This is a genomic window from Aeromonas sp. R2-1, from assembly GCF_040908425.1.
GTDB lineage: Bacteria > Pseudomonadota > Gammaproteobacteria > Enterobacterales > Aeromonadaceae > Aeromonas > Aeromonas caviae.
Genome location: NZ_JBFODR010000048.1, coordinates 35069 through 61640 on the forward strand (window position 1 = coordinate 35069; position 26572 = coordinate 61640).

At 61.2% G+C, this 26572-nt stretch carries 31 protein-coding genes and 1 other RNA gene; 12 read left to right on the plus strand and 20 right to left on the minus strand.

What is annotated here, in order from left to right:
- The first annotated feature begins 307 nt into the window (after window positions 1–307).
- Window positions 308–460 carry a hypothetical protein gene (locus tag AB5Y80_RS17185; protein ID WP_324040911.1) on the plus strand — a complete coding sequence of 51 codons (153 nt, stop codon included), beginning with the start codon at window positions 308–310 and terminating at the stop codon, window positions 458–460.
- A 33-nt stretch (window positions 461–493) separates the two neighbouring features.
- Here the strand turns inward: AB5Y80_RS17185 and AB5Y80_RS17190 are convergent, their stop codons facing one another.
- Window positions 494–856, minus strand: a complete 363-nt coding sequence (locus AB5Y80_RS17190; protein WP_324040910.1) for a transcriptional regulator — start codon at window positions 854–856, stop codon at window positions 494–496.
- 361 nt (window positions 857–1217) lie between these two features.
- Here AB5Y80_RS17190 and AB5Y80_RS17195 point away from each other — a divergent pair, with 361 nt between their 5' ends.
- The gene (locus AB5Y80_RS17195) at window positions 1218–1340 is read left to right on the plus strand and encodes a hypothetical protein (RefSeq protein WP_275424087.1); all 123 of its coding nucleotides are present in this window, start codon (window positions 1218–1220) and stop codon (window positions 1338–1340) included.
- Window positions 1341–1548: 208 nt separating this feature from the next.
- On the opposite strand, the gene ssrA is transcribed toward AB5Y80_RS17195, so the two are convergent.
- Window positions 1549–1908, minus strand: a transfer-messenger RNA (tmRNA) gene (gene ssrA, locus AB5Y80_RS17200).
- A gap of 122 nt (window positions 1909–2030) precedes the next feature.
- A complete protein-coding gene (smpB, locus tag AB5Y80_RS17205; RefSeq protein ID WP_010673973.1) occupies window positions 2031–2519 on the minus strand; it encodes an SsrA-binding protein SmpB in 489 nt (162 codons plus the stop codon).
- Between the two features lie 248 nt (window positions 2520–2767).
- Here smpB and AB5Y80_RS17210 point away from each other — a divergent pair, with 248 nt between their 5' ends.
- Together AB5Y80_RS17210 and AB5Y80_RS17215 are read left to right on the plus strand one after the other, a co-directional pair.
- A complete protein-coding gene (locus AB5Y80_RS17210; protein WP_010673974.1) occupies window positions 2768–3202 on the plus strand; it encodes an SRPBCC family protein in 435 nt (144 codons plus the stop codon).
- A complete protein-coding gene (locus AB5Y80_RS17215; protein ID WP_039039886.1) occupies window positions 3195–3551 on the plus strand; it encodes an RnfH family protein in 357 nt (118 codons plus the stop codon). The genes AB5Y80_RS17210 and AB5Y80_RS17215 overlap by 8 nt, the downstream gene beginning before the upstream one ends.
- 67 nt (window positions 3552–3618) lie before the next feature.
- On the opposite strand, the gene AB5Y80_RS17220 is transcribed toward AB5Y80_RS17215, so the two are convergent.
- The 3 genes from AB5Y80_RS17220 to yiaY all read right to left on the minus strand — a co-directional run bounded on the left by AB5Y80_RS17220 (window position 3619) and on the right by yiaY (window position 5982).
- A complete protein-coding gene (locus AB5Y80_RS17220) occupies window positions 3619–4254 on the minus strand; it encodes an NAD-dependent epimerase/dehydratase family protein (protein WP_368173251.1) in 636 nt (211 codons plus the stop codon).
- A gap of 105 nt (window positions 4255–4359) precedes the next feature.
- The gene (locus tag AB5Y80_RS17225) at window positions 4360–4698 is read right to left on the minus strand and encodes an outer membrane protein assembly factor BamE (protein ID WP_029314185.1); all 339 of its coding nucleotides are present in this window, start codon (window positions 4696–4698) and stop codon (window positions 4360–4362) included.
- 132 nt (window positions 4699–4830) lie between these two features.
- Entirely contained in the window at window positions 4831–5982 is a 1152-nt protein-coding gene (gene yiaY / locus AB5Y80_RS17230) for an L-threonine dehydrogenase (protein ID WP_182721794.1), read from the minus strand.
- A gap of 392 nt (window positions 5983–6374) precedes the next feature.
- Here yiaY and udp point away from each other — a divergent pair, with 392 nt between their 5' ends.
- Window positions 6375–7130 carry a uridine phosphorylase gene (gene udp, locus AB5Y80_RS17235; RefSeq protein WP_010674037.1) on the plus strand — a complete coding sequence of 252 codons (756 nt, stop codon included), beginning with the start codon at window positions 6375–6377 and terminating at the stop codon, window positions 7128–7130.
- Between the two features lie 107 nt (window positions 7131–7237).
- On the opposite strand, the gene AB5Y80_RS17240 is transcribed toward udp, so the two are convergent.
- Window positions 7238–8002 carry an RluA family pseudouridine synthase gene (locus AB5Y80_RS17240; RefSeq protein WP_368173252.1) on the minus strand — a complete coding sequence of 255 codons (765 nt, stop codon included), beginning with the start codon at window positions 8000–8002 and terminating at the stop codon, window positions 7238–7240.
- 161 nt (window positions 8003–8163) lie between these two features.
- Here AB5Y80_RS17240 and rihA point away from each other — a divergent pair, with 161 nt between their 5' ends.
- Both rihA and AB5Y80_RS17250 read left to right on the plus strand, forming a co-directional pair.
- Window positions 8164–9099, plus strand: coding sequence for a pyrimidine-specific ribonucleoside hydrolase RihA (gene rihA / locus AB5Y80_RS17245; protein WP_203762469.1), 936 nt, complete (start codon window positions 8164–8166; stop codon window positions 9097–9099).
- Window positions 9100–9128: 29 nt separating this feature from the next.
- Window positions 9129–9605 (plus strand): hypothetical protein, encoded by a 477-nt coding sequence (locus tag AB5Y80_RS17250; RefSeq protein ID WP_029314217.1) that lies wholly within the window; start codon window positions 9129–9131, stop codon window positions 9603–9605.
- Between the two features lie 97 nt (window positions 9606–9702).
- On the opposite strand, the gene AB5Y80_RS17255 is transcribed toward AB5Y80_RS17250, so the two are convergent.
- The 3 genes from AB5Y80_RS17255 to AB5Y80_RS17265 form a co-directional block, all read right to left on the minus strand.
- The gene (locus tag AB5Y80_RS17255) at window positions 9703–9999 is read right to left on the minus strand and encodes a helix-turn-helix domain-containing protein (protein WP_039039881.1); all 297 of its coding nucleotides are present in this window, start codon (window positions 9997–9999) and stop codon (window positions 9703–9705) included.
- A complete protein-coding gene (locus AB5Y80_RS17260; protein ID WP_039039880.1) occupies window positions 9996–10526 on the minus strand; it encodes a DUF1523 family protein in 531 nt (176 codons plus the stop codon). Before AB5Y80_RS17260 ends, AB5Y80_RS17255 begins: the two co-directional genes overlap by 4 nt.
- 178 nt (window positions 10527–10704) lie before the next feature.
- Window positions 10705–12327: a methyl-accepting chemotaxis protein gene (locus AB5Y80_RS17265; protein ID WP_219596750.1), complete on the minus strand. Its 1623-nt coding sequence runs from the start codon at window positions 12325–12327 to the stop codon at window positions 10705–10707.
- Between the two features lie 164 nt (window positions 12328–12491).
- Between AB5Y80_RS17265 and AB5Y80_RS17270 the strand changes: the two genes are divergently transcribed.
- Window positions 12492–13124 carry a LysE family translocator gene (locus AB5Y80_RS17270; protein ID WP_039039878.1) on the plus strand — a complete coding sequence of 211 codons (633 nt, stop codon included), beginning with the start codon at window positions 12492–12494 and terminating at the stop codon, window positions 13122–13124.
- A gap of 126 nt (window positions 13125–13250) precedes the next feature.
- Here the strand turns inward: AB5Y80_RS17270 and AB5Y80_RS17275 are convergent, their stop codons facing one another.
- The 7 genes from AB5Y80_RS17275 to AB5Y80_RS17305 form a co-directional block, all read right to left on the minus strand.
- Complete coding sequence (locus tag AB5Y80_RS17275) at window positions 13251–14354, minus strand: beta-N-acetylglucosaminidase domain-containing protein (protein WP_045525256.1); 1104 nt, start codon at window positions 14352–14354, stop codon at window positions 13251–13253.
- A gap of 45 nt (window positions 14355–14399) precedes the next feature.
- A complete protein-coding gene (locus AB5Y80_RS17280) occupies window positions 14400–16127 on the minus strand; it encodes a potassium/proton antiporter (protein ID WP_039039876.1) in 1728 nt (575 codons plus the stop codon).
- 267 nt (window positions 16128–16394) lie between these two features.
- On the minus strand, window positions 16395–16541 hold the full coding sequence (locus AB5Y80_RS17285; protein ID WP_010674048.1) for a hypothetical protein: 147 nt from the start codon (window positions 16539–16541) through the stop codon (window positions 16395–16397).
- A complete protein-coding gene (locus tag AB5Y80_RS17290) occupies window positions 16541–17227 on the minus strand; it encodes a M15 family metallopeptidase (protein WP_368173253.1) in 687 nt (228 codons plus the stop codon). The genes AB5Y80_RS17285 and AB5Y80_RS17290 overlap by 1 nt, the downstream gene beginning before the upstream one ends.
- A 29-nt stretch (window positions 17228–17256) precedes the next feature.
- Entirely contained in the window at window positions 17257–18384 is a 1128-nt protein-coding gene (gene dapE, locus AB5Y80_RS17295; RefSeq protein ID WP_010674050.1) for a succinyl-diaminopimelate desuccinylase, read from the minus strand.
- Window positions 18385–18406: 22 nt separating this feature from the next.
- Window positions 18407–18757 carry an ArsC family reductase gene (locus AB5Y80_RS17300; protein WP_039039874.1) on the minus strand — a complete coding sequence of 117 codons (351 nt, stop codon included), beginning with the start codon at window positions 18755–18757 and terminating at the stop codon, window positions 18407–18409.
- 362 nt (window positions 18758–19119) lie between these two features.
- Window positions 19120–19257, minus strand: a complete 138-nt coding sequence (locus tag AB5Y80_RS17305) for a hypothetical protein (RefSeq protein WP_191967224.1) — start codon at window positions 19255–19257, stop codon at window positions 19120–19122.
- Window positions 19258–19470: 213 nt separating this feature from the next.
- Between AB5Y80_RS17305 and AB5Y80_RS17310 the strand changes: the two genes are divergently transcribed.
- Together AB5Y80_RS17310 and AB5Y80_RS17315 are read left to right on the plus strand one after the other, a co-directional pair.
- Window positions 19471–19833 (plus strand): hypothetical protein, encoded by a 363-nt coding sequence (locus AB5Y80_RS17310; RefSeq protein ID WP_368173254.1) that lies wholly within the window; start codon window positions 19471–19473, stop codon window positions 19831–19833.
- A gap of 106 nt (window positions 19834–19939) precedes the next feature.
- On the plus strand, window positions 19940–20596 hold the full coding sequence (locus tag AB5Y80_RS17315) for a hypothetical protein (RefSeq protein ID WP_368173255.1): 657 nt from the start codon (window positions 19940–19942) through the stop codon (window positions 20594–20596).
- A 285-nt stretch (window positions 20597–20881) separates the two neighbouring features.
- Here AB5Y80_RS17315 and AB5Y80_RS17320 read toward each other — a convergent pair whose 3' ends face one another.
- On the minus strand, window positions 20882–21196 hold the full coding sequence (locus tag AB5Y80_RS17320; protein WP_010674057.1) for a hypothetical protein: 315 nt from the start codon (window positions 21194–21196) through the stop codon (window positions 20882–20884).
- A 285-nt stretch (window positions 21197–21481) separates the two neighbouring features.
- Here AB5Y80_RS17320 and dcuC point away from each other — a divergent pair, with 285 nt between their 5' ends.
- Both dcuC and AB5Y80_RS17330 read left to right on the plus strand, forming a co-directional pair.
- A complete protein-coding gene (gene dcuC, locus AB5Y80_RS17325; RefSeq protein ID WP_368173256.1) occupies window positions 21482–22858 on the plus strand; it encodes a C4-dicarboxylate transporter DcuC in 1377 nt (458 codons plus the stop codon).
- A 137-nt stretch (window positions 22859–22995) separates the two neighbouring features.
- The gene (locus AB5Y80_RS17330; protein WP_368173257.1) at window positions 22996–24135 is read left to right on the plus strand and encodes a M20 family metallopeptidase; all 1140 of its coding nucleotides are present in this window, start codon (window positions 22996–22998) and stop codon (window positions 24133–24135) included.
- 70 nt (window positions 24136–24205) lie between these two features.
- Here AB5Y80_RS17330 and AB5Y80_RS17335 read toward each other — a convergent pair whose 3' ends face one another.
- A complete protein-coding gene (locus AB5Y80_RS17335; RefSeq protein WP_368173258.1) occupies window positions 24206–24862 on the minus strand; it encodes a hypothetical protein in 657 nt (218 codons plus the stop codon).
- A 126-nt stretch (window positions 24863–24988) separates the two neighbouring features.
- Window positions 24989–26332, minus strand: coding sequence for an anaerobic C4-dicarboxylate transporter (locus AB5Y80_RS17340; RefSeq protein ID WP_041215561.1), 1344 nt, complete (start codon window positions 26330–26332; stop codon window positions 24989–24991).
- Window positions 26333–26572: the final 240 nt, after the last annotated feature.

Below are 26572 nucleotides of genomic sequence, written 5' to 3' on the forward strand. Positions count from 1 at the left end.
GCACTGATACCCTTTGCGGCCGGTTGTTGGTGCTTCAGTAAGTCCAATCGCGATGACCTGGACACCTTCATGGCTTTTACGTTCTTCGCAGTTTTGGTTGGATTTGCACTGAATATTCTCATTTCGATCTGGTAGATGTCCTTCATGCCGTCCTGATATGATGTTGTTTCATTCGAGTTCAGGTCTTTGCAAAGGAGGTATGAATGGAATATCTACGCCATCCTCATTAAACAGGTACTTGCCTGAGAGGTGAGCAAGGCGTGCTTGGGGATGTCACCCCATGCAACTTTGCACAATGGAGTTCGCCATGAACCCCCTGACTCTCGTAAATGAACTTGAATCCCTTCTTGAGCAGCTTGATCTCGACCTCGACTCCCGCAGCAGGATCAGCAGTATCATCCATCAGCTCAAAACTCACGGCGCCACCAATTCAAAAACTGGCAACGAAGAAGGAAGGTAGTGATTCTTCAGGGGGGCACATTGATGCCTCCCTTTACCCCACCCTGATCCCCAGAATATCTGCATAGCAGTTCAGCATTGATGCCAGGTGAGGCTTTGGCAGCATCGCCGCCCGATTTATCAGGCTCATGTGCTCATCATCAGAAACACTCCAATCAGGCTCTGCCAAGATCGCCTGGACAGAAACCCCGATCGCAGACGAAACCATCACCGCCTCAGCCAAGCCCATGAAGTCATCGTGATGAGGGGAAAGCCAGCGTGAAATGCTCGATCTTGGGATCGTCGTTATCTTGCTGATGTGGGTTTGCGTCAGCTTCCGTTCCGCCAGTAGAAGGCGAACTTTCTGCTTTGTGCGATGAACATAGGCAAGGCTAGAGCTCGTCAAGTAGCGTTTCATGGGAGTTCCTTGTTTGGCGCCAACCCGTGCTCTAGATCATGGCTTTGTTATCTGTCTCAAATCTGGGACTCCTACGGTGCAAATGCTCAGTTTTGGCACATAAGAGTCATATAGATTGTAGGTTAAAAAATGAAGTCGAACGCACAGTGAAGTCAACGCCATCACCACCAGAAGCGACGGAGTGTTCGGTTGCATGACGAGTCACAGAGAACGGGATTTTTCTTTAGCAAACAGGATGATAGGAGTAGGAGGGCAAAATTGTACTCCCGTGAGACCGCAAAAAGTGGTAAATTCATGCGATTACTGTATAGGTATACAGTGTTTCACAGTCGAGAGACTGGGAGAGCAAGGGGGAGAACGGATGGAATCACTACTAAACGAACTGGAAGAGGTTGTTGAGACGCTGGACCTGGCGCCTGAGGAGGAAAGCAAGATCGCGCGCATTCTAAAAAAACTTCGCGATGAAGCCACCGCGTCAGTGTGACGCGGAAGGATTCGGATTGGCCCGCCACTGTGCGGGCTTTTCTATGCCTGGATGGCAGAAAAGAAAAAAGCCTGCATTTCTGCAGGCTTTCTTACTCTTGGATCACCAGTGGATCATTTCGATTCCAGTTTTGGTCCAGTCACTGTCGCTATGTTTGTGCTAAGTGGCTGTTTTTTCTGGGTTTGTCCTGTCAGTGTCCTAGTTAAATTGGTGGAGCTGGGGGGATTTGAACCCCCGTCCAAAATTACTACATCCTCGGTACTACATGCTTAGTCACTCTTTACATTCGCCAACACGCTGCGGAGAGACACGCCACGCATTGACTAGCTCGATTGGTTTTAATGCTTCCGCCCCGAGCAGGACTTCCACACGATCCTGTGAAGGATGACCTTCCATTTCCCTAGGACACAGGCAAGCTAGGGGAGAAGGGCTCAGCGCAGGTTATTAAGCTGCGAGTGCGTAGTTTTCGTCGTTTGCGACTATTTTTTTGCGGTTTATTAACGAGGCCTACCGCACCTCGGCATGCACCTTGGGTTTCGTGAATCTTGTCGAATCCAGAATCAGCCCCAAGTTGTCAAAAGGGATTGTACGCAAAAATCCTGTCATGGCAAGGCGTTGATGGCAATCGACCGGCCTTGGCCGGTCGATTGCTGGTTTATTGGTCGCCGCATGGGGGCCGGCGGCGCACAATCAACCGCGGTGCTTGTTCTTCATGATGCGGGCCTTCTCACGGTCCCATTCCCGTGCCTTGGTGTCTTCCCGCTTGTCGTGCTCTTTCTTACCTTTCACCAGGCCGATCTCGACCTTGACCCAGCACGCTTTCCAGTAGAGGGCCAGCGGCACTATGGTGTAGCCCTGACGAGCGGTCAGGCTCTCGAGCTTGTCGAGTTCACGGCGACTGAGCAGCAATTTGCGGGTGCGGGTCGGATCGCATACCACGTGGCTGGAGGCGGCGTTCAGCGGCAGGAAGCTGGAGCCGAACAGGAAGGCTTCCCCCTGCATGAAGATGACATAGGCTTCGCTGATGTTGGCCTTGCCCGCCCGCAGGGACTTCACTTCCCACCCTTGCAGGGACAGGCCGGCTTCCACGCGCTCTTCGATGAAGTACTCGTGACGGGCGGTTCTGTTGAGTGCAATGGTGCTGGACCCGGCTTTGTTTTTACTGTTCTTTTTGCTCATGACGGGGGCCTTAGGCAATGTTTAGGAAGGCGCATTATACGTGGGTGGCGGCGGCTGTAAAACGCACAGCGCTCCGAGTGGCGGCTTTGTGAGCAGTTCGATGACGATTTTGAGGGAAGGGCGGGGCGAGAGCAGGCCACACTGGCCGGAAAGTGTGCGATTGCCCTGCTTGGTGACCCGCGAACAGTTTCGGCGGTGATTTTGGCTGACAAGGTGATAAAATCGGGCCGATTGGATGAGGAAAACCCATGCCCCGTATTACTCGCAGTGCCCTGGTGATGTTCAGCGCGGAACAGATGTTCCGGCTGGTCAATGATGTTGATGCCTATCCTGAGTTCCTGCCTGGCTGTGTCGGCAGCCGTGTTCACGAGTCGGGTGAAGACTACATGATGGCCTCGGTCGATGTGGCCAAGGCAGGTATCGCCAAGACCTTTACCACGCGCAACCAGCTCGATGCCAATCGCACCATCAAGATGGAGCTGGTGGAGGGGCCTTTCAGCAAGCTTGCGGGATGGTGGACCTTCACGCCCCTGGACGTGGATGCCTGCAAGGTGGAGTTTGATCTCGACTTCGAGTTCACCTCCAAGCTCATTGAGCTGGCCTTTGGCCAGATCTTCCGCGAGCTGGTGAGCTCCATGGTGCTTGCCTTCTCCAATCGTGCCAAGGTGGTTTACGGTGTCTGAGCTCCTCAATATCGAAGTGGCCTATGCCCTGCCCGAGCGGCAGACGGTGCTGTGCATCCGGGTCGCGCCCGAGACCAGCGTGCTGGCGGCCATCGAACAGTCCGGCATCCTGCAAAAGCACCCGGAGATCGACCTGTCGGTCAACAAGTTCGGTATCTACAGCCGTCCGGTGAAGGGCACAGAGTCGGTGCAGGAGGGGGATCGCATCGAGATCTACCGCCCTCTCATCGCCGACCCCAAGGAGATGCGCAAGAAGCGGGCGGAGAAAGCCAAGGAAGAGGGGCGCGCCGATGTGGTCACCGGCGGGCGACCCGATGTGCACCGCAAGCGAGACGATGCCGGCACCTGACGGGTGATGGGCTGTGACAAGGGGCGCCGTGGCGCCCCTTTGTGATCGTCTCGCCCGGCACGGGGCATCACAGGGTGAGCAGGCGCTCGTTTTCCACCGTCTCTATCCCGCTCTCCTGGATAGCAAGGCGCGCCATGGCGTGCGCCACCTGACTGGCCTCGATGGCACGCCAGCGGCGCAGCGACCCGCGCAGCAGGGGCTTTACCAGCGGATAGATGGCCTGGATGATCTGCTCCGAACGGCGCGCAGGTTCGCGATGGCCGAGCAGCATGGCCGGGCGCAGGATGACAAGCCGCTGCCACTCCTGGGCCAGCAGGGCCTGCTCCATCTCGCCTTTGGTGCGGGGATAGAGGGCAGGGGAACCCGGGTTGGCGCCCAGACTGGAGACCACCAGCAGGCGGCGGCAGCCGTGGCGACGGGCGAGCGCGGCAAAGGCCAGCACATAGTCGAGATCGACCCGGCGAAAGGCCTCGGCCGAGCCGGCATCCTTGCGGGTGGTGCCAAGGCAGCAGAAGGCAATGTCCACAGGGGAGGGCAGCGTCAATTTGTCCAGCGCGTCGAACGAGGTGGGCAGCCAGGTGCGTCCCGGAGCGGGATCGCCGGGTTTGCGGCAGAGCAGGAGGAGGTCGTGCTCCGTCCCCAGCTCGCGCAGCAAGGCTTTGCCAATCAGACCAGTGGCGCCGGCAATCAGGAATCGACTCATGATGATCTCCTCGGGGCAATGAGGCATCCAGAGTGTGGCCCGGCGACATCACCGGGGCCAGAGAGAACAAAACCGGCAGAAGCCGGTTTTGTTATGTCATGTCATCTAGAGCGGTGTGGTGAAGGCGGCAGGGAGAGGGAAATCACCGGTCACGGTGGCCAGTCTGTCACCCACGAAGTTGAGGGTCAGCTCCTTGCGCTCCTTGTCGCCCCGACCGGGCTGGAACTCATAGAGGTAGTACCAGGTGTTGGGGTCAAAGCTGTCGCGCAACATGGGAGAACCCAGCACGAACTCGACCTGTTCGCGGGTCATGCCCTGGCGCAGCTTGTCGACCTGCTTTTGTTCCACATAGTTGCCCTGGGGAATATCGATGCGATAGACCAGGCTGCAACCGGACAGGGTGAGGGCGGTCAGGGCCGCGGCAATCAGGTGTTTCATCCGCATATCGGGTTCAGATCATCCATACAGTCTTTTTAGCTCGGCAAATCATACCCACTCCCCGTGCGGAAGTAAAAAGCCATTGATCCATCAGCCAATAAAAAGGGCCGCGTGGCGGCCCTGGCAGATCTTGCCCCCTTACATGGCGGCGCGGAAGATGGCGACGATCTCCGCGTGAGTCGCCTGCCTGGGGTTGGTGAGACCACAGGCATCCTTGAGCGCATTGGTGGCCAGCACGTCGAGGTCGTCGGCCCTGACCCCGAGCTGCTCCAGACCGGCGGGGATCTTGACGTCGCGAGCCAGTTGCCGGATGGCGTCAATGGCTGCCGTCGCACCCTGCTCATCGCTCATGGCGCTCACATCCACCCCCATATGACGGGCTACATCCTTGAGCCGGCCGGCGCACACCCGGGCGTTGTAGGCCTGGACATGGGGCAGCAGCACCGCATTGCACACCCCGTGGGGCAGGTCGTAGAAGCCGCCGAGCTGGTGAGCCATGGCGTGCACATAGCCCAGGCTTGCGTTGTTGAAGGCCATGCCGGCCAGGAACTGGGCATAGGCCATCTGCTCGCGGGCATGGAGATCCTCCCCCTGATGCACGGCGGTGCGAAGGTGTTCGGCAATCAGCGCGATGGCCATCACGGCGCTGGCATCGGTGACCGGGGTGGCGGCGGTGGAGACATAGGCCTCAATGGCGTGGGTCAGGGCATCCATGCCGGTGGCGGCGGTGAGGCCGGCGGGCTTGGCCAGCATCAGTTCCGGGTCGTTGACCGACATCAGCGGCGTGACGTGCTTGTCGATGATGGCCATTTTCACCTGACGGGATTCGTCGGTAATGATGCAAAAACGGGTCATCTCGGAGGCGGTGCCGGCCGTGGTATTGATGGCGATGAGCGGCAACTGCGGCTTGGCGGAGCGATCCACCCCCTCGTAATCCTTGATGCTGCCCCCATTGGCGGCCACCAGGGCGATGCCCTTGGCGCAGTCGTGGGGTGAGCCGCCGCCGAGCGAAATGACGCAGTCACAGCCGTGGGCCCGGATCATCGCAAGACCCGCCTCGACGTTGGCCACGGTGGGATTGGGTCTGGTCTCGTCGAACACCACGGCACCGATGCCGTGCTCGGCCAGGAGGGCGGCAAGCCGGCCCACCACGCCAATCTGGCCCAGGATCTTGTCGGTGACGATGAGCGCTTTGCGATAGCCATGTCCCTGGATATCCGCTGCCGCTTCCTGCAGGCAGCCCGCCCCCATCAGGTTGATTGCGGGAATGTAGAACTTGAATGTCGCCATGATGGACTCCGTATGATTAGCCATTAAGTGGTATGCGGGCGCCAACATAACAGCGTCGGAGGGGATGAGAAGGGGTCAATGGTATCTCGTTTGCAACTTTGTGGACTCGATCGCGCTCTTTAAATGGAGGGTTGATCAAGGCTTGACAAGGGATGGGAGAGCAAAAGGAGCGTAAAAACGTTTTTCAAGAAATTCATCATCTTAGCAAACGTTTCGCGCCATTTTTGTCGGCTTTGAAGCGCAGAAGTGTGAGGCGCATCAAGGAATTGGAAAGCGCTTTCGACCATAGTTGGCGCCTCCCCGGATGAGGGGACACCGGCTTGAAAGTACCGTAAAGAATCACCTTAACTGCACTCGGCTGCCATGCGGCGGGGCGCAACCAGGAGTCCACTATGTCTGATGTATTTCACTTGGGTTTGAAAAAAGCGGATCTGCAAGGCGCCACCCTGGCGATCGTCCCCGGTGACCCCGAGCGCGTGAAGCGCATCGCAGAACTGTTGGACAACCCGGTGCACCTGGCCAGCCATCGTGAATTCACCACCTGGCGCGGCGAGATGGACGGCAAGGCCGTGATCATCTGCTCCACCGGTATTGGTGGCCCGTCCACCTCCATCGCGGTGGAAGAGCTGGCCCAGCTGGGTATCCGTACCTTCCTGCGCATCGGCACCACCGGCGCCATCCAGCCGCACCTGAACGTGGGCGACGTGATCGTCACCACCGGCTCCGTGCGCCTCGACGGTGCCAGCCTGCACTTCGCGCCGATGGAGTTCCCGGCCGTGGCCGACTTCGACTGCACCACCGCCCTGGTGAACACCGCCAAGGAGCTGGGCTCCAAGCTGCATGTGGGCGTCACTGCTTCTTCTGACACCTTCTACCCGGGTCAGGAGCGTTACGACACCGTATCCGGCCGCGTGGTACAACGTTTCCAGGGTTCCATGAAAGAGTGGCAAGCCATGGGCGTGCTGAACTACGAGATGGAGTCCGCGACCCTGCTGACCATGTGTACCAGCCAGGGCCTGCGTGCGGGCATGGTGGCCGGTGTCATCGTGAACCGTACCCAGCAGGAAATCCCGAACGCCGAAACCATGGCGAAAACCGAATCTGATGCCATCAAGATCGTGCTGGGCGCCGCCCGCAAGCTGATCTGATAGCACCACACCGAGTGGGGGGTGGGGGCCGTTGCGAAAGCGCGGCCCCTATCTTTATCCGCCGTTTGCCCTTTTTGCCTTCCTGGCCCTGCTTTCCCCCTTCTTCATTACCCCTGTTGCCCCGTCATGGCCGCCAGTGCCTGCGCAAAGGGCGCTTCACAGCGGATCTGTACCGCTTCGCCGCTCACCGGGTGCACAAAACCGAGTTCACTGGCGTGCAGCATCAGTCTGGGGGCCCGTTCGCAGCCGGGCGAGAGCAGGCCGCCATAGAGATCGCATCCCAGGATGGGATGGCCCAGCCACTGGCTGTGGATGCGCAGCTGGTGGGTGCGCCCGGTTTCCGGTACCAGCCTGACCCGGGTCAATGGCACCGGCTGGCCTGCCCCCTCCAGGGTGAGCCGCTCCATCACCCGATAGCGTGAGCGGGCGGGTTTGCCGCTGGCGGCGCAGATGCTCATCAGCGGGAACAGCGCCGGATCCTTGGCGATGGATGCGTCGATGACGCCCTCATCCGCCGCCAGATGGCCGCAGAGCAGTGCCTCGTAAGCCTTGCTCACGGTGCGCTGGCTGAACTGGTGGCAGAGCAGGGCGTTGATGCTCTTGTTTTTGGCCACCACCATGACGCCCGAGGTGCCAAAGTCGAGGCGGTGCACCAGGGTGCAGCCGGGGTAATCCTGTACCAGCCGGTAATGGACCGAATCGAGGTTCTGCGGGTTCTTGCCCGAGAGGCTCAGCAGGCCGCTCGGCTTGTTGATGAGCAGCAGATGCGCATCATCAAACAGGATCTCGATGGTGGCGGTGCAGGGCGGAGCAACAAAGGTGTCGATGATGGCGGACATGGGGCAACCGGACGATGAAGGGGGAGGGATCATACCCGAACGATGGCGGCGCGGCGAATCTGGGTGTCCGCTCCCGAAGCATATCGCCAAGTACTTGATCTCGTTGGTTGAGGCGTTTTGTGACTCCCTCCTGAGTTCATCTGGCCATCTCTTGCTAAGGTATGGCTCCCTGTCATGTTGTAAGGAGTCTGTCCATGGCGCTGCCCGTTATTCTCGATTGCGATCCCGGCCACGATGATGCCATCGCCCTCATTCTGGCGCTGGCGAGCCCCGAGCTGAAGGTGCTGGCGGTCACCACCAGCGCGGGCAACCAGACCCCGGACAAGACCCTCAACAATGCCCTGCGCATCCTCACCCTGCTCGGCCGCGACGACATCCCGGTGGCGGCGGGGGCACCCAAGCCCCTGGCCCGTGAGCTCATCATCGCCGACAACGTCCACGGCGAATCGGGGCTGGACGGCCCAGAGCTGCCGGATCCCGCCTTTGCTCCCCGGGCGATGAGCGCCCTTGAACTGATGGCAAGATGTCTGCGCGAGAGCCCGGAGCCGGTCACCTTGGTGCCGACCGGGCCGCTCACCAACATTGCCCTCTTGCTGGCGGCCCACCCCGAGCTCAAGCAGAAGATCGCCCGCATTGTGTTGATGGGGGGCGCCGCCGGTGCGGGCAACTGGACCCCTGCGGCGGAATTCAATATTTATGTGGATCCCGAAGCGGCCGATATGGTCTTCAAGTCGGGGCTGCCCATCACCATGTGCGGGCTGGACGTGACCCACGAGGCCCAGGTGATGGACGAGGATATCGAGCGGGTACGCGCCATTCCCAACCCGGTGGCACAGTGCGTGGCACAACTGCTCGACTTTTTCATGATCTATCATCGGGATCCCAAGTGGGGATTTGCTGGCGCGCCGCTCCATGACCCCTGTACCATCGCCTGGCTGCTGGCGCCCTCCCTGTTTCACGGGGTGGAGTGCCGGGTCGATATCGAAACCGGCGGAACCCATACCCTGGGCATGACGGTGGTGGATCGCTACGACCTGACCGGCAAACCGGCCAATGCCCTGGTGCTGCTGGGGCTCGACAGGGTCGGTTTCATCGAGTTGCTGGTGCAGCGACTGCGCTCATTTGGTTGACATCCTGGACATCGGATAAGGGGTTGGGAATGTGGAAAGGGACGTTGGCGCTGCTGACATGCATGCAACTGACGGGTTGCGCGACCCCGTTCGAGAAGATGTGGCAGGGGCTGGCGACCTGCGAGCTGGACACCCTTCATCTCGACATCGAGACCGGGCGCCCGGCCAATCCGCAGCTCGCCATGTATACCCCTGACAAGGTGAGCGAGGGCTTTGCCTGGTACAAGGTCCATCAGGAGCTGCACGGCCTGCCCATCGTCGGCTTCCTGGTGCCGGCCTCCACCTTCGAGGTACATGCCCTCTTCGTGGATACCCCCATCGCCAATGCCCGCAGGCTGACCCACAACGCCTATGGCAGCGAATTTTCCGACGAGAGGCTGCATGACGAGGGGATGGCCCCCCTGTTGCTGCGCGACCCCAACAATCCCAAGCGCTCCATCATCGACTGTACCAGGGGTGAGTCGGCGGAGCCGCTGCCGGAAGAGTCTTTCGGCGAAGGGGAGTGAGCTCGGGGGAGGGCAACGGGATATCAGGCCAGACAAGAAAGGGGCCAGCCGCAAGGCTGGCCCCTTCTCTATGGGAGGCAGAGCAGGGCCCGGGGTGTCAGGGATACCCCAGGGTCTGCCTGATGACGGGAAGCTGCGCGGCAATCCAGGCCGGATTGATGGGCCCCCAGTCGCTGATGCGGTAGTGCCCCTGGAGATGGCGAGCCCCCTCGGTCTGCTCGAAGGCGCACTGGATGTCGAGCTCCGCCAGGGCGCTGAGGGTGTCCTGGGCGGTGCGGCGCGGCATGCCGGTCGCCTCCATGATGGCGGGCACGGTGTCCGTGCCCTGACTGATGAGGTGAGCCACGTAGAGCCGGCGATAGAAGCTGGTGCGGGTCTTGCTCGGCTCGCTCATATCTCGTCCTCGAGGCGATCGAAGTAGCGCCAGGTGGCGATGGCCGCCTTGCCCATCACCAGGGCCCAGACACCGAACCAGAACCAGCGGAAGAAGCTCCAGGTGGAGGCATCGGGCTCGGTGCTCGCGATCTTGGTGACGTTGGGAAACATGGAGAACATGTTCACGCGCCAGCCGTAGGAGGTGATGATGGCCAGGCGTTTTTCGAACTCCATGGACTTGGCCTTGGCCTGGACGTCGGCGGCGTTGAACTTGAAGTAGAAGGGCCAGCCCCATTCGGTGTCTTCATTGCGAAACACCCGGATCTTCTCGCCGGGGCGCTCGGTGTAGATGTAATAGACGTCGGTGGTGGGGCCGTCAGCCGGGTTCTTCTGGCTGATGGGGCCATCCTTGTCGGTGCGCTTCACCTCCACCCCGGTGATGGTGGCGATGGTGTGTTCCGGCAGATAGAAATCGAGCCAGAGTGCGGAGAGCAGGGCGATGAGGCCGAGCGTGATAAAAGCGGGTTTCTTGAACTTCAGGCTCATGATGATCTCTCGATGAGGGGGAGTGACGTGCCTCTACCATACCCACATTTGCGAATGCAGCCCAGCCCCTAATGACACCTTGATGGCAAAAACCCGTTTTAAACAGGAGGCGTGAAGGGGGAGGGGCAAGTGCGGGGCCAGCGCCGGGCCCCGCGGTATCGAAGAGACCCTCTCGGGATCAGAGCTGGAACTGGGCGAGCTGCCTGCGCTGCTGCTCGGCGAGCTGTGACAGTTCGTGACTGGCGGCGGCACTCTGGCTGATGCCGGCGGCGTTCTGGTTCACGATCTCGTGGATGTTGGTGAGGTTGCGGCTGATGTCGGCGGTGACGCAGGATTGTTGTTCTGCCGCGGTCGCCACCTGGGCGTTGGCACCGTTGATCTGGTTGACCGCGTCCGTGATGCCCCCCAGCAAGGCTTGTACCTCGGCGGAGAGCTGCCGGTTGTGGCCGAGGATCTCCAGGGTCTGCTGCACGCCGCTGTTGGCGGAGAGGGACTGGCTCTGCAACTGCTCGATGATGGCCTGGATCTCCTTGGTGGAGTCCTGGGTACGGGCAGCCAGCAGGCGCACTTCGTCGGCCACCACCGCAAAGCCGCGGCCGCTTTCACCGGCGCGGGCCGCCTCGATGGCGGCGTTGAGGGCCAGCAGGTTGGTCTGCTCCGAAATGCTCTGAATGACTTCGATCACCTTGCCGATCTGCTCGGACTGGGACTTGAGCCTGGCCACCACAGTCGCGGCGTTCTCCAGACTGCCCGCCATGCGGCCGTTGGCCTCGATGCTTTCGGCAAACAGGGCCAGCCCCTGCTCGACCCGACTGTTGGCATCCCGGGCCAGCTCGTCGGCCAGGGCGGCGTTGTGGTTGACGTTGTCGGCGGTGCTGGCCAGCTCGGTGACGGCGGAGGCCACCTGTTCGGTCTCACCGCGCTGCTGCTGGGCGTTGACCTCTGCCTGGGTCATCACAGCGGCAAGCTCGGTGGCGGCGGAGGCCACATTGCCGCTGATGCCGGTCAGGGTCTGGATGGTGTTGGCAAGCTGGCTCAGGGTCCGGTTGATATCCCTGGCGAGCTGGCCCAGCTCGTTGTTGCCTTCGGCATTGGCACGCACGTTGAAGCGGCCGAGGGCGACGGCGTGCATCACCTCCTGCAACTGGCCGATGGGCTGCACGATGCGCCCGGAGATCCACCAGCCACCCAGCAGGGCCGCGATCAGGGTGCCCCCCATCAGCAGCAGGGTGCGCAGCAGGGTCGCGCGGTAGTGGGCCTGCTCCTCGGCAATCTCAGTCTGGGTCAGCTGATTGATGTGGACGGACATGGCATCGATCTGCTTGATGAGCGTCTCCCCCAGATCGCGAAAGTGCAGGCGGGCCTGCTCATAGGCGGCGGGATCGCCACTGCCTTGGTACTTGGCGGTCAGCAGGGGCAGCATGCTGCTGCGGGTATGGCCGAGGTAGGCCTGCAGGGCGGCCGCGACCTGACGGTTGTCCTGCTCGGCACCGGTGACAACCAGTCTGGTCAGGATGGCGCCAATCTCCTGTTCGGCGGCGGAGAGCTGGGCCGGCAACTGGGCGAAGAGGGCCTCATCGTACAGGCCGTAGATGGCGTTGGTGCGCAGCCGGTAGGTGGCGTGGATCAGGGCCGCGATGTCGTCCTTGTGGCGGGTGACGCTGGCGGTGGTTTCATTCATGTCCTGAATGGCACCGTCGATTTCCTGTTTGCTGATCACGGCCATCAGCAGCATCAACAGGCTGGCGAGCAGGAGAGGGATAAGCACTTGAAGACGAATGGACAGATTATTCAATGACATGAAAGATCCTAACCCGAAAGAGGAGTGAGGCGGCATCTTACACAGGCGCGACAATCCTTGTCACAGGGTTTTTAATGCTGAATTCTTGCTGAATGAAAAGGTTTTTCTTGTGTTAAAAGAGTGTGATAGGCAAGATCGTCTGCTTGTTACCCTGGAGGTGTAGTGTGTCCGACTGGATTGATCCCGCCATCTTGGCGCTCTTTATTCCCACGTTCTTTTTTGTCTCAGTAACCCCCGGTATGTGCATGACCCTGGCGATGACCCTGGGCATGAGTCTGGGGGTGCGCCGTACCCTGCACATGATGTGGGGGGAGCTTGTCGGCGTCGGCCTGGTTTCCGTGCTGTCGGTGGTCGGGGTGGCGGCAGTCATGCTCAACTACCCGGCCCTGTTCTCTGCATTCAAATATGTAGGTGGCGCCTACCTGGTCTGGCTCGGCATCCAGATGTGGCAGGCCAAGGGCAAGATGGCCATCCCAGCGGATCTCTCGGCGGGTCAGCAGACCAGCCCAATGGGACTGGCCGTGCAGGGTTTCGTGACCGCCATCGCCAACCCCAAGGGGTGGGCCTTCATGGTCTCCCTGCTGCCCCCCTTCATCAATGCGGCCAAGCCGATGGCACCCCAGATAGGGGCCCTGGTCGCGCTCATCCTGGTCATCGAGTTCTCCTGCCTGATGCTCTATGCCAGCGGTGGCCGCACCTTGCGCCATTTCCTCGCCAAGAGCGGCAATGTCACTCTGATGAACCGGATAGCGGGCTCTCTCATGCTGTTTGTCGGGGTCTGGCTGGCATTCGGCTAAACACCCGCTCAATCTGCCGCCCTATGTGACGCCATGGGGCACCTGAAGAGAGATCATGCAAAAAGGCCACCTCCCTGCCCGGGAGGTGGCCTTTTACATGTGCCCGTTTTTCATGGACTCATGGGGTCAGTCGGTCAGGCAGTCCGGATCGAACACGTATTCTCCGGCCAGCCAGCGCAGGATCTCGTTCACGCAGGCCTGATCCTGGAACGGCAGGTAGCGGCTCTTGAGGTGGATGACCTGCTCGGGGGTGAGCTGGGCCAGACCGATGTCCTGGAAGAGCGGCAGGTCGGCCTGGATCATGGCGGAGATCTGCGGCCCGCAGGTGGCGTTGAGGGAGGCGTGCAGCGCCTTGTCAGGATCGTACTGCTTGCCGAGCTTGTAGCTCATGGGCAGGGTGGCGAGCGGCAGGGCCGAGAGGGCCGCCTGCTTCATGGGATTGACCGCATGGCCGCTCACGAGATCCGCCAGCTCTGCCGGACGGTTTTCGAAGGCGCGCAGGTGCAGGAAGCTGCTCGCCTTGCTGCCGTCATTGACCGGATAGTTGTCCCACAGGAAGGGCTTGCGATGGAGCCAGTCGGCGGCCTGTTTGAGGTGGGCAGCCGGATACTCGGTGGAGCAGACTTTGGGGCCGGTCCAGAAGACATCGATGCGCCTGTCGAGCCCCTGACCCAGATCCTGCAGATAGTGGGGGGGCATGGCACCGAACACCTTCTCCAGCACCGGATCCGTGCTGTAGTAGCTGGGGCAGAACAGCAGGCGGCCTGCGTCGGTGTGGGCCGCGATGTCGTGGGCGATGGTGAGCTGCCAGTGGGCGAGATCCGGGGTGTCCCCCTTCATGTCGTCAAACAGGATCGCCAGGATATCGGGCTTGAGCGCCTCCTCGATGAGCCTCACCTTCTCCAGCAGGGCGGGTCGCTGGCGGGCATAGTCGTGATGGGCCCCCATGGGGCTCAGGCCCACCCCGAAGGCCAGACCGTTCTCCCGGCACTGGCGGGCGAGCTGGCACAGGGCTTCAAGCTGGTCGGCGGGCCAGGGGGTGGCCCAGTGCTTGCGCAGGTAGCCGTCTTCCTTGGGGGCGTAGAGGTAGAAGCCATAGCCGTGGCGGGGCAGCCACTGGGCGTAGCGGGCACGGGCTTCCCAGCTCCAGCCCTTGCCAAAGAAACCCTCGATGAGGCCCAGCTTGGGCGAGGGAGGATACAGACCGGACAACAGGGTTTGATAAGGCATGGTTCACTCCCTTCTCACACAAATGCGGGCTACGATGGCCGGCGCCTAGACGGGGTCTTCTTCCAAGAAGCGCACCCCTATCTTGCGGGGTTCACCCTCTTCCATTTCCGCCACCGTCCAGAGCAGTCCCTGCCAGGCGACATGGTCACCGACCACCAGATTATCGCCCAACTGATGGGCAATAAAATCGCCGAGGCTCTGATCCGCCACCTCGCTCACATCCAGCCCGTAGAGCGGGGCGAGATCCACCAGCCTGGCGTTGGCCTCCAGCAGGAAGTCACCGAAGAAGCGCGGGCCCAGATCCTGCTCCGGCGCCTGGCTGAAGAGCTGACCGAGGGCGGGCAGGTCGTGCTCGTGGCCGATGACGCACAGGATGTCATCGGATTGCAGGCAGGTACTGCCCGAGGGGTGGAGCAGCTCCTGGCCGCGGAACAGGGCGCAGATGCGGGTGCCCTGGGGCATGCGCAGCTCCCGCAAGGGCGAACCGATGCACCACTTCTCGGCGCTCAGGCGATAGACGAAGGTCTCCCACTGGCTGTCGAGATCGATTTCCAGCCCAGAGCGGTTGATGGGAGAGGGCGGTGCGGGCACCTCCACTCGCGCCAGCTTTGATGCAAGCGGCAGCGAGCTGCCCTGCAGGATCAGCGAAACCAGCACCACGAAGAAGGCGACATTGAAGTAGAGCTGGGCATTGGGCAGCCCCGCCATCATGGGGAAGACCGCCAGGATGATGGGCACGGCGCCGCGCAGCCCCACCCAGGAGATGAACCAGCGCTCGCGCGGCGCGAAGTTCTTGAACGGCAGCAGTCCAATCCAGACCGACACCGGACGGGCAAACAGGATCATCCACATGGCCAGGGCCAGCGCCGGCAGGGCGATGGGCAGCAGCTTGTGGGGAGAGGCGAGCAGCCCCAGCACCAGGAACATGCCGATCTGGCTGAGCCAGGTCAGGCCGTCCAGCACGGAGAGGGTGGTGCTGCGGCTGCGCAGGGAGAGGTTGCCAAGCAGCAGGCCGGTGAGGTAGATGGCGAGGATGCCGCTGCCCCCCACCGCCGTGGTGAGGGCGAAGATGAGCAGGCCGCCGCTCACCGTGAGCAGGGGATAGAGACCGGGGGCGAGCTTGGCACTGTTGATGAGCTTCCACAGCAGCCAGCCCCCCGCAAGGCCGATGCCAGCGCCCAGACCAAACTGCTTGACGAGTTGCAGTAGCAGGAAGCCGGCATCCAGCCCCTGCTGGGCGGTGGCCAGCACCTCGATCAGGGTGACGGTGAGAAAGACCGCCATGGGATCGTTGCTGCCCGATTCTATCTCCAGGGTGGCGCTGACCCGCTCGTTGAGGCTGCGCCCGCCGAGCAGGGAGAAGACCGCCGCCGCATCGGTGGAGCCGACGATGGCACCGATGAGCATCCCCTGCATCAGGTTGAGGTCGAACAGCCAGGCGGCGGCGAGGCCCGTGAGGCCGGTGGTGATGGCCACCCCGATCGTGGCCAGCGAGAGCGCGGGCCAGAGTGCGACCCGAAAGGAGGAGACCCGGGTGCGCATGCCGCCGTCCAGCAGAATGATGGCCAGTGCCAGGTTGCCCACCAGGTAGGCGACCGAGTAGTCGGCGAAGTGGATGCCGCCGGGACCATCCTCACCCGCCAGCATGCCAACGGCGAGGAAGATGACCAGGATGGGGATGCCGACTCTGGAGGAGAGTGCGCTCAACAGGACACTGGCGCCCACCAACAGGGCACCGATGAAGAAGAAACTGTTGACGGTGGTGGCATCCAATGGCGAACTCCTTATGGCGGGCTGCAAAACAGGCACATTATATGCAGATTGACCCCCTTTGTGTGGCTTAATTGTGCATTGTTTTGCAGTTTTTTACGTTTGTTGCGCAGTTTTCAAGCAGGGCGAGGGCGGAGTGCCCGCGCGGGAAAGCGCAGGGAAAGGGGGCAATGGATGGGGCTTTCAGGGCCGGCTCAGGGGGCGGCAGAGGGCGGAAAAATGCCGTGGTCGGGAAGGGGGCAGGAGCGCCGACGGGCTCCTGCGAGGGGGTCAGTCGTCCTCGTCGTCCTTGACCTCCCGGATCTTGTCCTTGTACTTGGGCAGCTGTTTCTCGAGCTGCTTCATGTCCTTGATGGCGTTGAGAAACAGGCCGAGCAAAAACAGCAGCGGCAAGCCTATCCATAACCACAAGCTCATCAGAATCTCCTTTCGTGGTGTGCCGGGGTGACGTAGCGGGCCAGGATCTCGTCGAGATGAGCCAGGATGCACTCCTTGCCTTCAATATCCGCCCGTTCCAGACAAAGCGCCAGCGCCGCCGGATCCAGTGCCAGCCCGTCGGATTCGGGCGCGAAGCTCAGGTGCCAGGGCTCGTAGGCCACCCCCTGATTCGGTTGCTCCCCTTTTGCATAGGGCAGGAAGAAGCCGAAGTCGTTCATGTGATCGTCCAGCCATTCGCGCAAATCGGCAAACCAGCCGCCCGCTTCATACTCCCAGGGTTCCAGCGCGAGCCGGGTGCCGGCGGGGAGGCAGTCCGGATCGTAGATGTCGAGATCCGTGCCCCAGTGATGGCGGCTGGTGCCGGGCAGGGCGCTCCAGTGCAGGATGGCGTGCAGTCGCTCAGTCTCGCCCAGTTGCAGGGCATCGAGGGGCTGGTTGTTCGCACCCAGCAGAGGGCGCTCCCCGCGCCACTTGCCGTTCCAGATGGCGAGCTGGCGCTCGAAGCCGCGCCAGCTGGAGGCCGCCTGCAGGTTGAAACCGGCATGGGCGGCAGCCACCTGCATGTCGTTGAAGGCCGCCGCGGTGGCGGCGGTCAGACGATGGGGGCCGCGCCCCACCAGGATGAGGTGGCTCTCATCCAGCCCAAGCAGTTGATCCTGATTCATGGTCTGGTCTCTCTTGTCCGGAGCGCCGCTCATGCCAGCAGTCGTGCCAGCACCCCTTGGTACATGTCCGCCAGCAGATCCAGATCGTCCGCCTTCACGCACTCGTTCACCTTGTGGATGGTGGCGTTGACCGGGCCGAGCTCGATGACTTCCGCCCCGGTGGGAGCGATGAAGCGCCCATCGGACGTGCCCCCCGTGGTGAGCAGGGCCGGCTGCTGGCCGTTCACTGCCGCCACGGCGGCGACGGTGGCGTCCAGCAGGGCGCCGGTGTCCGTCAGGAAGGGCTGGCCGGAGAGGGTCCACTTCAGCTCGAAGTCCAGGCCGTGACGGGTCAGCAGCGCCTCGACCCGCTCGCGGATAGCCGCATCGGTGAGCTCGGTGCTGAAGCGGAAGTTGAACTGGACCTGCAACTCCCCCGGAATGACGTTGGAGGCGCCGGTGCCGCCCTGGATGTTGGCGATCTGGAAGCTGGTGGGGGGGAAGTAGGCGTTGCCCTTGTCCCACTCGATGGCGGCGAGCTCCGCCAGCGCCGGGGCCGCCTTGTGGATGGGGTTGTCCGCCAGATGGGGGTAGGCGACGTGGCCCTGCACCCCGCGCACCAGCAGATCGCCGGTGATGGAGCCGCGACGGCCGTTCTTCACCACGTCCCCGACCTGGGCGGTGGAGGAGGGTTCGCCGACGATGCACCAGCGGATCTTCTCGTTGCGTGCCTCCAGGGTGTCGATGACGCGTACCGTGCCGTTGATGAAGGGCCCCTCTTCATCCGAGGTGATGAGAAACGCGATGGAGCCCTTGTGGTCCGGGTGCTCGGCCACGAAGCGCTCGGTCGCCACCACCATGGCGGCCAGAGACCCCTTCATGTCGGCGGCGCCCCGGCCATGGAGCATGCCGTCCTTGATGGTCGGCTCGAATGGCGGGGTGTCCCACTTCTCCAGGGGGCCGGCGGGTACCACGTCGGTGTGGCCGGCGAAGCAGAAGAGGGGACCCTCGCTGCCACGGCGTGCCCAGAGGTTGGTGGTGTCCTCAAAGACCATGGGTTCGATGACGAACCCCAGGCGTGCGAGGCGCTCCGCCATCAGGGTCTGGCACCCTTCATCCAGGGGGGTCACGGAGGGGCGGCTGATCAGATCCTTGGCCAGTGTGATGACGTCCGACATCGGTGTTCCTTAACAGAAAAAGTTAACGGGAGAAGAGGGATTGATAGAGGTCTGCCTTGAAGCCCAGGGTCAGGGTGCCGTCCTGGTCCAGCAGCGGGCGCTTGATCATGGCCGGGTGGGCCAGCAGCAGGTCACGGGCCTTGGCGGTGTCTAGCCCCTGTTTTTCTGCTTCCGGCAGGGCGCGGAAGGTGGTGCCACGGGTGTTGAGCAGGGCTTCCCAGCCCAGCTTGGCGAGCCAGAGATCGAGCTGCTCCGGGCTCAGACCGTCGGCGCGGTGATCGTGAAAGCGGTAATCGATACCCGCCTCCTCCAGCCACTTGCGGGCCTTCTTGATGGTGTCGCAGTTCTTGATGCCATAGAGGGTGGTGGCCATGGGGGATCCTTTGTCTGCGGGCCGGCGGCCCTGAAATCGTGCAAGGGCCCGATTCTGGCATTGTGGCCCCCCCATGGCAACGCTCATGGCCGGATGGGCTGGTTTTACCAGTCAGGCCGAGTGGAGAAGGGAGGGGCCGCGCGCCAGCACACGCTGGTCTGGGACGGGATGCGCTGCGGTATCAAAGGGGGAGACCGGGGGCAGGAGGCCCTTATGCTGCACGCCTGGCCGGATAGGACGACAGGGGGCAGGGCGCCTCACAGGGACACACACCTGGCCTGGGGCCGGGGAAGAAACGGTGGGGGCCAAAAACCAGAACGCGCCTGCTGGTCTGGGCGCGTTCCGGATTCAGGGGGCGGCACTTAGTGCAGGGTGGTCCACTCGTGATCGAAGACCCGTGCCCGTTCCCAGGGGGCATCCGGCAGGCTGGAGGAGAGGCCGGCGTACTTGCCCACGTCATCCATCACGATGGCGGAGAGGAGCTCTTTGGCAAAGCACAAAAGGTCTATAAGGGTTGTAGCCGATGGTGATGGATAATCAGGAAGAAATGCTAGACTTGCTTTCGCAAGCTATAGCGAAGGCATCGATGGCGAAACGACGGGTATTAGACTTTCAAATGCTCATCGTATTAGATCGACTAGATAAAGAAAAAAGAGGACATGCTTACGTCCCCCTTCTTAGGGGTTTTAGGGGTTAATGTGGAGTAATGAAAAATGAAATCATTCTTCGTTGCTATTGTGCTGTTATTGATGGGGAAAAATTCAACACTAGCTAAATATGATGTAGAAAACCATGCTATTTTAACAACAGATCTTGAGGAATGGTGTAGTGGAGAGGCTGATGAGCAGGCCTTCTGTCATGGCTTTTTGACAGGTATTTATGAAAATTCAACCTGTATGAACCCTCCACGTAAGACCTATAACTTTCAAGATCTGAAGGAAACATTTTTGGGGTGGACGAAATTTAAGGGGGATAAAGGGTATGCCTTTGCATCCGAAGGAGCTGCCATGGCGTTATATGAAAAATATGGTTGCAAAAGCTATTTACAAAAAACTTTAGTGGGACTAAAAAATTGATGAAATAAAACGTTCATGTAGTCGTTCTTTAATGGTTTATTGAGTGTTAAGGATAGGGTTATGATTAGCTTCTACATTCTTCATACATATAGCTGATGGAGTAGCTATGTCAGATGTGAGTGCTCTAGCTCTAGCTATCGATATAGTACAGGCTACCATTACTAACGGTGATGGTCGTAGGAAAAATGAAAAAATAAGTGCGGCCGAGGTTGAAGAATTATTTATAAAATACATGTCTCAAGGCTGTAGTACCGTTACTCCTGATTATCTGAAAGGAAGTCTAAGCTATCTGAATCCCAATGCAGAGCAGTTAAAAACCCAAAATTCAGGCAGGGATTGGAGGCATGGTGATCTGATCCCTGATGCCATATCTAGAGTCGTGCCTGTAATGCTCGATGCAGGTAATAGTTATGTACCAAATGCAAGAAATTTTTTATTGAATAGTCTTGCGAGTAGATATTCTAGAGGGTGGAAGCGTTTACCTGCGTATCCCCCAATTCCAGATCTATTTCCTGAAAAATCGAGCTTCAAACCTTGGTTCGCTGTCTTTTCAGACATGATTGGTAATTTTCTTTATTTCTACTACCCTGAAGAGCCGCAAGGAATTATAGAGATTCCTTACTCAGGTATTGACTTGATGGGATTCAAAATTTATTGGCGTCATGGTACACTAGGCCTATCTGACATATTGCAGTGGGTTTATTTAGAATGGGTTGTCAGAACATATGTGTGCTGGGAAATGGACCCAAAGAGTAAACGTTAGCTGTTCTAATTGGTGGCTACGGCTACTCAGCCTACTATTCATGGTCCTTCCATCATCAACGTCTCACAGTTCTTGATGCCATAGAGGGTGGTGGCCATGGGAGATCCTTTGTCTGCGGGCCAGCGGCCCGGAAATCGTGCAAGGGCCCGATTCTGGCATTGTGGCCCAGCCATGGCAACGCTGATGGCCGGATGGGCTGGTTTTACCAGTGAGGCTGGTGGGGGGGTTGGCGGGAGGCAGATAGCCAAAACGCGCCGACGGGCGCGTTTTGGGGGAAGAAGGCTATTAGTGCAGGGTGGTCCACTCGTGATCGAAGACCCGTGCCCGCTCCCAGGGGGCATCCGGCAGGCTGGAGGAGAGGCCGGCGTACTTGCCCACGTCATCCATCACGATGGCGGAGAGAATGGGCAGGTGATTTTCGGTGCAATACATGCGGATGCGTTGCAGCAGGGTGCGCAGTTCATCCTGGCACTGCTCCAGCCCGGCCTGCCTGGCCAGTTTGGAGTAACGAATGGTGGTGCGTTCCTTTGCAGACTCGACGAGGATGTCCCACAGCTTGCAGTCGCAGGTCGGGGTGCCTGCGGTGGCTTGGTTTGTCATAACTCTCTCCGGTGCGAAATGGTCGCTCTGTGTCGACGGGCATCTTGGCCAGTTCACCCCGGCGGGATGTTGATCCAACGCAAACAAAGTGGCGGTTGTCGGTCAGGGATACCCTGGGGAGCATTCTAGATCCAGTTCCTTGATGTTAAATGTCGTTTTTGATTTCATTTTCGGAATAAAAATCTACAACCGTTTGCTTTTTCCATCTTTATTGATGGTGATCAAGAGGAAAGGGGAGATCCCCCACTAGATTGCGCTTCTCGATAATCTTGTCAGGAGTGCACCTTGGAACTCGTCTTCGTCTTGCTCGTGCTGATCGCCGTGGTCTACGGCATCGTCAAGGATTACAACCCGCAGGCGGTGCTGGCGCTGGCGGGCATGGCCCTCTTCACCGTCGCCTACTGGCTGGGACTGCACCCCATTCTGCCCGCCGACAAGAGCACCGGCTTCGCCCTGTTCGACCTGTTCGAGGTGTTCAAGGGGATCTTCTCCTACCGGGCGGCGGGCCTTGGCCTCACCATCATGGCGGTGGCGGGCTTTGCCACCTACATGTCCCATATCGGCGCTTCCCAGGCCCTGGTGCGGGTGGCGGTCAAACCGGTGGCGGGCATCCAGTCCAGCTACCTGATGCTGGCCATCTGCTACCTGGTGGCGGTCTTCGTCTCCCTGTTCGTCACCTCCGCCACCGGCCTCGGCCTGCTGTTGATGGTCACCATGTATCCTGTGATGCGCAACCTCGGCATCAGCCCGGCTTCCGCCTGCGGCGTCATCGCCACCTCCCAGGCGTTCGAAATCGGCCCGACCCAGACCAACGCCATCTTCTCCGCCGGCCAGTCCGGCATGGATCCCACCAGCTATTTCGTCGACTACCAGATCTGGCTGGTGGCTCCCATGTTGCTGGTGACCATGGTGCTGCACTTCTTCTGGCAGCGGCACTGTGACCGCCAGGAGGGCTGGGATCCGGCCCTGCACCGTGGCGAGCACGCCGAGCTGGATGAGCAGGGGGCGGACGAGGTGCCTGCGCCAACCTGGTACGGCCTGCTGCCCATCATCCCCTTCGTGCTGATGATGACCTTCTCCAAGCTGCTGGTGACCAGCATCAGCGTCAGCGTGGAGGTGGCCATGCTGCTGTCGGTCTTTATCGGCATGCTGTGCGAGCTGCTGCGCACCCGCTCGGTGCGCACCGCCTTCGCGGGGCTGTCGAGCTTCCTCGACGGCATGGGCAAGGTGTTCGGCCCCGTGGTGGCGCTCATCGTCTGTGCCGAGCTCTTCGCCGAATCCCTCAAGGCCATCGGCGCCATCGACACCCTGCTCCATTCGGCCAGCAATGCCGGCATCGGCAGCGGCCTGATGACCCTGGTGATGGTGGGGCTCATCATGGTGGCGGCGGTCATCATGGGCTCGGGCAACGCGGCCTTCCTCAGTTTCTCCTCCCTGGCCCCCGCCGTGGCGGCCAAGTTTGGCGTGCCGGCGGTGACCATGCTGCTGCCGATGCAGCTCGCCTCCAGCATCGGTCGCACCGTCTCCCCCATCGCGGCGGTGCTCATCGCCTGTGCGGGCATCGCCAAGGTCTCTCCCTTCGTGGTGGTCAAGCGCACCAGCGTGCCCATGGCGGGGGCCCTGGTGACGGCGCTGCTCCTCAACTATCTGCTGTTCATGTAAAGGCTCTGGTGTAGAGGCGGCGGCCAGCTGATCCACGCTGGCCGACCGCCGTTGACGAGGCGGCGCCGAGTGCCCGCCCACTCTTATCGTTGCAAAAACAGTCTGTGTTTTACGCAGATTGTTCCATGGAGAAGACAATGAACGACCTCAAGCGCCCGTTTTCCCTCGATACCTATCTGGCGGATCTGGCCCCGCTCATCAACCTCGACTGCGGCACCCGCACCCCGGCCGGGGTGGCCCGGGTCGCCGACATCATGATGGAGAAATATGAGGCCATCGGCTGGCAGGTGACCCGCCACCAGTTCGCCGCCGAGTGCGGCCCTTGCCTGGAGGCAACCAATGCCCCGGGGGCGGAGCACTACGATGTCATGCTGGTGGGCCACATGGACACCGTCTTCCCCGAGGGGACGGCGGCCAAACGCCCGCTGAAAGTCGAAGGCAATCAGGCCTTTGGCCCGGGCGTCTCGGACATGAAGAGCGGCCTGCTCTCTACCTGGTATGCCTTGAAAGAGCTGGACCCGGCCGTGCTGGCCAGGCTCAAGGTGCTGGTCTGCTGCAACTGCGACGAGGAGATAGGCTCCCCCTGGTCCAAGGAGTGGCTGGTGGAGCGAGCCAGACAGAGCGGCTGCGTGCTGGTGGCCGAGGCGGCGCGCCCGAGCGGGGATCTCATCAGCGCCCGCAAGGGCAATGCCAAGTACCGCATCACCTTCCACGGCAAGGCCTCCCATGCGGGCTCGGCCCTGGCACAAGGGATCTCCGCCATCACGGAGCTGGCCCACTGGGTGCTCGCCATCAACGAGCAGGTCAACATGGAGACCGGCACCACCATGAACGTGGGGGTGGTGCAGGGGGGCACCGGCGTCAACGTGGTGCCCGACTTTGCCGAGGCGATCGTGGATCTGCGCTTCTGGCGCAACGAAGAGGCGCAGGCGGTGCACGACCGGCTCACCTTCATGGCCAACAACCCCTTCCTCGCCGGTTGCCGGGTCGAGGTGGCGCGCCAGAGCTTCAAGCCCGCGATGCGCCCGAGCGGCGACACCGAGGCCCTGATGGCACTGGTGGAGGCGGCAGGCAGGGAGGAGGGAGTCCCCTTCACCTGGCTGGAGGCCGGTGGCGGCTCCGATGCCAACTTCACCGCGGCGGCCGGGGTGCCGTCCCTCGATGGCTTCGGCCCCATGGGGGGCGGCTTCCACTCGGAGGCGGAATTCCTGCTGCTGGACAGCATCGAGCCGCGCATCCGCCTGCTTAAGCGGGTGCTGGGCAAGCTGGCCAAATAGGTCAACGTTAAGGACAAGCAAAACGGGAGGCCAGCGCCTCCCGTTTTTTATGTGTCGCCCTCGTGAGAGGTCATTCCTCGTCCTCCAGCAGATAGGCAAGGTGTTCCTGGCGCGCCACCTGCCAGTGGCCGAGCGTCAGCGGCGCCGCAAACCCGGGGCCGTCGGTCACCATGGTGTGGTACTCCCCCTGCTCGCCGCAGGCATCGAAGCCCCGGGTTGTCGCCAGTTGCTGCAGATCGCTGAGGGTGCCAGCATCGAGCCTGCGCCCCACCCACTCGGGGGCCAGTACCCGGGTATCGACGCAGGAGAGGTGGGCGACGATGCCGCGGGCCAGCATGTCCGCCAGCAATGCCTCGCGGGGTTGTTGCCAGAGCGGGGTGTGAACGGTGAGCCCCAGGGGGCGACAGCGCTCGCGGATCCAGTTCGGCGCGCCCCCCACGCTGTCGATGTCGCCGGTGACGACCCCATCGAGTTGCCACTCCTCTTTCAATGCCGCCAGGGCCCGCTCATAACCGAGATCGAAGGGCGCTTCGATGGTGACCAGCCGATGGGGCAGTGCGAGGGCCACCGCCTGACGGCGAACCTGTGACAGGGGATGGGCGAGAAAGCGGGGCGCTGGCGGGGCAAAGGTGATCAGGGCCACCACCTGATGGCCCGCTTCCCGGGCGTGGCAGAGGGCCTGCATGGCATCTTTGCCGCCGCTCCAGAGCAGGATGACGCGAGACATGGGGGATTTCCGCAAAGAAAAGAGGGGCCATGCTACCCAGAGTGGGGGGCGATGGCAAAGCGCGGGTCGGAGATGCGGGGATAAAAAAGCGGCTCCCACGGGGGAGCCGCTCGCACTGGATGCCTGTTACAGCAGGATGCTGGTCAGGATGAAGCCCAGGGTACAGGAGGTCACCACCCCGATGAGGCCCGGAATGATGAAGCTGTGGTTGATGATGAACTTGCCAATGCGGGTGGTGCCGGAGCGGTCGAAGCCGATGCAGGCGAGATCGCTCGGGTAGGTCGGCAGCACGAAGTAGCCGTAGCTTGCCGGCAGGAAGGCGATGAGCAGTTTGGGTTCGACCCCCAGCGCCAGCCCCATGGGGGCGATGGCGGTGAGCGCCGCGGCCTGGCTGTTCACCAGCTTGGAGATGAGGAAGAGCACCAGGGCGTAGGTCCAGGGCTGGGCCTGTACCACGTGGGCCAGGGTCTCCTTGAGCAGCGGCATGTGGGCCTGGAAGAAGGTTTCGCTCATCCAGGCGACCCCGAACACGGAGAAGATGGCGACCATGCCCGCCTTGAAGACGGCGCCGTTGGCGATCTCCCCTGGCTTGACCTTGCAGCGCATCAGGATGATGGCGCCGGCGATCAGCATCATCATCTGGATCACTAGGTTCATGGAGAGAGGGCCTGTCTTCTCCTTGATGGTGAAGACGGGGCGCAGCGCCTCATCGGCCCCCAGCAGCACCACGGCAGCGATGGCGGCGAAGAAGATCCAGGTGGACCAGTAGGCCTCTTTCGGGAACTTGGTGTTGAGCAGGGTTTCACCACCGCCGTAGATGAAGTCCCGCTGGGCAGGGTCCTTGATCTTGGCCTGGAACTCCTCGTCCTTGTCCAGATCCTTGCCGCGGCGCAGGCTCCACAGGGCCGCCATCATGACACCCATGAGAGAGGAGGGGATGGCGACCATCAGGATGTCGAGCAGACCGTAGGCCTGACCCACGCCGTGAGCCGCCGCCAGGATGGAGACCATGGAGACCACGGCCACCGAGACCGGCGAGGCGCAGATGGCCATCTGGGAGGCAACAGACGCCACTGCCATGGGGCGCTCCGGGCGGATGTTCTTCTGCAGCGCGATGTCGGCGATGATGGGGAACATGGTGTAGACCACGTGGCCGGTGCCGCACAGGAAGGTGAGGGTCCAGGTCGTGAGCGGCGCCAGCAGGGTGATGTACTGGGGGTGGCGGCGCAGCAGACGCTCGGCCACCTGCATCATCAGGTTGAGACCGCCGGCGGTCTGCAGGGTGGCGGCGCAGCCAATGACCGCCAGTATGGTCAGCATCACTTGCACCGGCGGTTCGCCCGGCACCAGGCCGAAGACGAAGGTCAGCAGGAACAGACCGATACCGCTGATAAGACCCAGCCCCATGCCCCCGAAGCGGGTACCCAGCAGCAAGCAGCCGAGTACCACCAAAAATTCCATCAAGATCATTCCATTACCTCGTGTGTTTTATCCATGTCCCCATCGGCCAGCTGCCCGGGATCCGCTGTCATCAATTACCCCTGAAGGGTTAATGGATATTTTGTCACCCCTAAAGGGGTAAAAAATTGCGTTGCTTCAACAACCGGCTTTTTTCCGATTTAAGTGCATAAAAACTACGGTTCAGCCCTTGAACAGGGGTCGCGTCCTGGCGCACACCAGATAAATGACGGGAAAGATGGGGGAGCGCAC

Excerpts from the sequence above, each read along its gene's own strand:
- AB5Y80_RS17310 (WP_368173254.1), top strand. The coding sequence starts at position 19,471 with ATGAAATCATTCTTCGTTGCTATTGTGCTGTTATTGATGGGGAAAAAT.
- AB5Y80_RS17240 (WP_368173252.1), bottom strand. The coding sequence starts at position 8,002 with ATGATCCCTCCCCCTTCATCGTCCGGTTGCCCCATGTCCGCCATCATC.
- AB5Y80_RS17340 (WP_041215561.1), bottom strand. The coding sequence starts at position 26,332 with ATGATCTTGATGGAATTTTTGGTGGTACTCGGCTGCTTGCTGCTGGGT.
- AB5Y80_RS17290 (WP_368173253.1), bottom strand. The coding sequence starts at position 17,227 with ATGAATCAGGATCAACTGCTTGGGCTGGATGAGAGCCACCTCATCCTG.
- rihA (WP_203762469.1), top strand. The coding sequence starts at position 8,164 with ATGGCGCTGCCCGTTATTCTCGATTGCGATCCCGGCCACGATGATGCC.
- yiaY (WP_182721794.1), bottom strand. The coding sequence starts at position 5,982 with ATGGCGACATTCAAGTTCTACATTCCCGCAATCAACCTGATGGGGGCG.
- AB5Y80_RS17250 (WP_029314217.1), top strand. The coding sequence starts at position 9,129 with ATGTGGAAAGGGACGTTGGCGCTGCTGACATGCATGCAACTGACGGGT.
- AB5Y80_RS17255 (WP_039039881.1), bottom strand. The coding sequence starts at position 9,999 with ATGAGCGAGCCGAGCAAGACCCGCACCAGCTTCTATCGCCGGCTCTAC.
- AB5Y80_RS17285 (WP_010674048.1), bottom strand. The coding sequence starts at position 16,541 with ATGAGCTTGTGGTTATGGATAGGCTTGCCGCTGCTGTTTTTGCTCGGC.
- AB5Y80_RS17275 (WP_045525256.1), bottom strand. The coding sequence starts at position 14,354 with ATGCCTTATCAAACCCTGTTGTCCGGTCTGTATCCTCCCTCGCCCAAG.
- AB5Y80_RS17300 (WP_039039874.1), bottom strand. The coding sequence starts at position 18,757 with ATGGCCACCACCCTCTATGGCATCAAGAACTGCGACACCATCAAGAAG.
- AB5Y80_RS17220 (WP_368173251.1), bottom strand. The coding sequence starts at position 4,254 with ATGAGTCGATTCCTGATTGCCGGCGCCACTGGTCTGATTGGCAAAGCC.
- smpB (WP_010673973.1), bottom strand. The coding sequence starts at position 2,519 with ATGAGCAAAAAGAACAGTAAAAACAAAGCCGGGTCCAGCACCATTGCA.
- udp (WP_010674037.1), top strand. The coding sequence starts at position 6,375 with ATGTCTGATGTATTTCACTTGGGTTTGAAAAAAGCGGATCTGCAAGGC.
- AB5Y80_RS17330 (WP_368173257.1), top strand. The coding sequence starts at position 22,996 with ATGAACGACCTCAAGCGCCCGTTTTCCCTCGATACCTATCTGGCGGAT.
- AB5Y80_RS17260 (WP_039039880.1), bottom strand. The coding sequence starts at position 10,526 with ATGAGCCTGAAGTTCAAGAAACCCGCTTTTATCACGCTCGGCCTCATC.
- AB5Y80_RS17335 (WP_368173258.1), bottom strand. The coding sequence starts at position 24,862 with ATGTCTCGCGTCATCCTGCTCTGGAGCGGCGGCAAAGATGCCATGCAG.
- AB5Y80_RS17190 (WP_324040910.1), bottom strand. The coding sequence starts at position 856 with ATGAAACGCTACTTGACGAGCTCTAGCCTTGCCTATGTTCATCGCACA.
- AB5Y80_RS17265 (WP_219596750.1), bottom strand. The coding sequence starts at position 12,327 with ATGTCATTGAATAATCTGTCCATTCGTCTTCAAGTGCTTATCCCTCTC.
- AB5Y80_RS17195 (WP_275424087.1), top strand. The coding sequence starts at position 1,218 with ATGGAATCACTACTAAACGAACTGGAAGAGGTTGTTGAGACGCTGGAC.
- AB5Y80_RS17225 (WP_029314185.1), bottom strand. The coding sequence starts at position 4,698 with ATGCGGATGAAACACCTGATTGCCGCGGCCCTGACCGCCCTCACCCTG.
- dapE (WP_010674050.1), bottom strand. The coding sequence starts at position 18,384 with ATGTCGGACGTCATCACACTGGCCAAGGATCTGATCAGCCGCCCCTCC.
- AB5Y80_RS17185 (WP_324040911.1), top strand. The coding sequence starts at position 308 with ATGAACCCCCTGACTCTCGTAAATGAACTTGAATCCCTTCTTGAGCAG.
- AB5Y80_RS17320 (WP_010674057.1), bottom strand. The coding sequence starts at position 21,196 with ATGACAAACCAAGCCACCGCAGGCACCCCGACCTGCGACTGCAAGCTG.
- AB5Y80_RS17210 (WP_010673974.1), top strand. The coding sequence starts at position 2,768 with ATGCCCCGTATTACTCGCAGTGCCCTGGTGATGTTCAGCGCGGAACAG.
- AB5Y80_RS17315 (WP_368173255.1), top strand. The coding sequence starts at position 19,940 with ATGTCAGATGTGAGTGCTCTAGCTCTAGCTATCGATATAGTACAGGCT.